Genomic DNA, 3,700 nt, shown 5'->3' with positions numbered 1-3,700 from the left:
GACCGGCGTCAGGGACGCTGCGCGGGGGACTCGGTCTTCGACGGGTCCCGCTCGGTGACCGGCTCGACGATCTCGTCGATCGCCTTGAGCAGCTCGGCGTCGAGCTTCACCCCGGCCGCCTTCACGTTGTCGTGCACCTGCTCGGGGCGGGACGCGCCGATGATCGCCGACGAGACGTTCGGGTTCTGCAGGACCCACGCCACCGCGAGCTGGGCCATGCTGAGCCCGGCCTGCTCCGCGAGGGGCTTGAGCCGCTGCACCCGGGTGAGCACATCGTCGTTCATGAACCGGGAGATGAAGTTCGCGCCGGACTTCTCATCGGTGGCGCGGGAACCGGCCGGCGGCGGCTGGCCCGGCAGGTACTTACCGGAGAGCACGCCCTGCGCCATCGGCGACCAGACGATCTGCCCGATGCCCAGCTCCTCGCTGGCAGGCACGACCTCGGTCTCGATGACCCGCCACAGCATCGAGTACTGAGGTTGGTTGGAGACCAGCGGGATGTGCAGCTCCCGGGCGAGCGGGTGGGCGGCGCGCAGCTGCTCGGCGGTCCACTCGGAGACGCCGATGTAGTGCGCCTTACCGGAGTGCACGACGTCGGCGAACGCCTCCATCGTCTCTTCCAGCGGGGTGCTGTAGTCGTACCGGTGGGCCTGGTAGAGGTCCACGTAGTCGGTGCGCAGCCGGCGCAGCGAGCCGTTGATCGACTCCATGATGTGCTTGCGGGAGAGGCCACGGTCGTTGCGGCCAGGCCCGGTCGGCCAGTAGACCTTCGTGAAGATCTCCAGCCCCTCGCGGCGCTCGTTCTGCAACGCCCGGCCGAGCACGTCCTCGGCCCGGGTGCCGGCGTACACGTCGGCGGTGTCGAAGGTGGTGATTCCCGCGTCGAGGGCGGCGCGGACGCAGGCGAACGCGGCGTCCTCCTCGACCTGGGAACCGTGGGTGATCCAGTTGCCGTACGAGATTTCGCTGACCAGCAGGCCGGAACGGCCCAGGTGTCGGAATTCCATGTACCGACCCTAACTCCGCTAGATCACTAACGTCGACCGGCCACTCACAGCACGGGATTGGCGTCGGTGAGTAGCCGGTCGATCTCCGCCAGCACCTCCGCACGGTCGCGGTGCACCGGGTCGATCAGCGCCGCGCCACGCCGGTCCAGCGCACCCCACCGCCCGGTCTCGGTGGCGACCAGGAACGCCACCGGGTGAATGACCAGCACCGGATGCGCCGGGGGGACGAGCACCGTGCCGGTGCGGTCCACCACGCCGCGCCGTCCGGCCACGTCGACGACCGCGAGGCCCTCCTCGGTGAAACCGTCGACCTGCTGGCCGTCGGCCAACTCGGTGACGAACCCGTGGTAGCGCGTGGGCACGACGATCCGGCCGGTCCGGTCGACCGCCCCCCACCCCTCGCGCCGGACCGCGGCCAACCCACGGCGGAACGGCCGTACCTCGGCGAAGTTGGGCGCCACCTGCACCGTGCCGGTCGCGTCGATCGCCGTCCAGCCACCGTCGCCGACCACCCAGGCCAGCCCATCGCTGAACGGATGCGCCGCCCGGAACGACGGCGGGATCACCGTCGTACCCAGCAGGTTGATCAGCGACCACCGGTCGGTGTCCGGACGGCGGACCCAGGCCAGCCCGTCGTGGAACGGTTGCGCCTCGGCGTACCGGGCGGGAACGACCAGGTCGCCGTCCGGACCGGTGTAACCCCACAGCTGCCCGTCGCGCTCCGGCAGCGGGGGCCGGTCGCGGTCGAGCACCTCGTCACGACCCCGGGGGTACGGCCCGAAGCCGCCCGCCGAGGCCCGGACGGTGACCGCGTCGAGCGCCACCCGGATCCGCCCCAGCAGTTCGGCGTCGCCGGCGCCGCGCAGGTCGAGCGCGTCCTCGAAGTGCTCGCAGGCCTCCATGAGCCGCCCCTGGTCGTAACACGACCGCCCGGCGTGCTCGTGCAGCGCGGCCCGCAGCCGGTCGGGTAGTTCGACCGAGTTGGCCTGGGCGAAGAGCTGGTCGGCCTCGGCGAAGTCGCCGCGCCAGCGCAGGACGTGCGCCAACCTGGCCTGGGCCAGCGCGGTCCGACGCAACTCGCCGGTCGCCTCGGCGTAGGTGAGAGCCAGCCGACCGTCAGCCAGCGCGTCGTCCAGGTCGCCCAGGATCCGCGAGGTCACCGCCCGGAGGCTGAGCAGCCGGGCGCGGGCACGGTTGTCGACCGCCGAACCCAACTTCTCGGTCAGTCGTCGCCGGATGGCCCGCAGGTCGTCCGGTTCCGTCAACTCCTCGCGCAGCGTGACCGGGTCCAACCGCCAGCGGTACGCCGCGAGGACCTGCTCCGGGTCACCCGGGTCGGCCAGCGACGGGCGGGCAGCCACCGGAGCGGCCTCGGCGGGCGGTGCGGACACCGGCGCGTCGTCCCCGCTCCTGGGGCTGGGAACGGCCGAGGCAGGCGGCGCGGAGGTCGGCACGGGTGGCGCGGAGGTCGGCACCACCGACGCGGGCGGTGCCGAGACGGGGGCTGCTTCTGCGGCGGCCGGTGGCGCGGAGTCTGGTTCTGCGGCGGCCGGTGGCGCGGAGTCTGGTTCTGCGGCGGCCGGTGGCGCGGAGACGGGCGCTGTGGGGGTCGGCAGGGGCGGTGCGGAGGTCGGCATCACCGACGCGGGCGGTGCGGAGACGGGCGGCGCGGACACGGGGGCCGTGAAGGCTGGCTCGGCCGGTGCGGGCGGCGCGGACACGGGTTCTACGGGAACCGGCGGCGCGGACACGGGGGCCGTGAAGGCTGGCACGGGTGGCGCGGACACGGGTTCCACCGAGATCGGTGGCGCGGGCGGCGCGGAGACGGGTGAGACCGACACGGGTGCCGCCGGGGATGCGGGCGGCGCGGAGACGGGCGGCGCGGGAGGGGCCGAGACGGGTTCGTCCAGGTCGTCGTACGTCGTCTCGGGTCGCCAGACGTCCGCCGGTCCGGTGGTGCTCGGGCCGTCCACACTGTCCCACGAGTACTCGTGCGGGGCGACTGCCTCGCCGTCCGGCCGCTGCTCGACAGGGCGGGCGTCCTCGACGGGCGTGACCTGCTCGTGGCCGGCGTCGGCTTCGGGCTGGTGGTACGGCGTCACCGCGGCGGGTACGCCGGAGACCGGCCGGTCGTCGTCCGCCGTAGCCGGTTCGACGGGCGGCGGTGCGTCGCCGGCGGGTTCGTCCGCCCAGCTGGGTGTGCTGTCGGCGGTTGGCTGGGCGGGCGGCGCGGAGACCGGCCCGGGTTCGTTGGTCGAGGTCGACCCGCCGATGGGCTCGTCGGTCGGATAGCCGTGGGATGTCGGCGTCGACACGTCCTGGTCTGTCGTGCCCGACGCGGTGACGAGGTCGAGGTCGTCGGCTGTCGACTCGTCGTCGGACGACGGCCGGTCCGACGCCGGCTGGCTCTGCTCGGGCTCGCCCTGCTGAGCGGGGCTGAACCAGGCGTCCGGCCCGCGGGTGCCCGGAACCTCGTCCGGCTCCCGAAGGGGTGCCACCGGCTCTTCCGAGGGCGGCGGGGGTACGTAGCGGCGCGGCGTGCCGGGGGCCGGCGGAAGCGTCAGCTCGACGTCCTCCACCGGGGGATTCTGGGCCGTCGGGGTCGGGGCCGTCGGTACCAGCAGAAAGGCTCCCGCCGGTTCATCCACGCGCTGCTCGGACTGGGTGAGCTGTACCGCCGGCGAGGCTGGCGC

General features: G+C 73.5%; 2 protein-coding genes. Both read right to left on the bottom strand.

Annotated features, from left to right (window positions below):
• Positions 1-8: 8 nt before the first annotated feature.
• Positions 9-1,007, bottom strand: a complete 999-nt coding sequence (locus ACWCO3_RS32760) for an aldo/keto reductase family protein (protein WP_357831913.1) — start codon at positions 1,005-1,007, stop codon at positions 9-11.
• Positions 1,008-1,051: 44 nt separating this feature from the next.
• The gene (locus tag ACWCO3_RS32755) at positions 1,052-2,917 is read right to left on the bottom strand and encodes a WG repeat-containing protein (protein ID WP_450013795.1); all 1,866 of its coding nucleotides are present in this window, start codon (positions 2,915-2,917) and stop codon (positions 1,052-1,054) included.
• Positions 2,918-3,700: the final 783 nt, after the last annotated feature.

Source organism: Micromonospora sp. NPDC002411 (genome assembly GCF_053592955.1).
Note: the sequence above shows the minus strand (reverse complement) of the source record. Positions and strands in the feature narration are given on the sequence as shown.

Excerpts from the sequence above, each read along its gene's own strand:
- ACWCO3_RS32760 (WP_357831913.1), bottom strand. The coding sequence starts at position 1,007 with ATGGAATTCCGACACCTGGGCCGTTCCGGCCTGCTGGTCAGCGAAATC.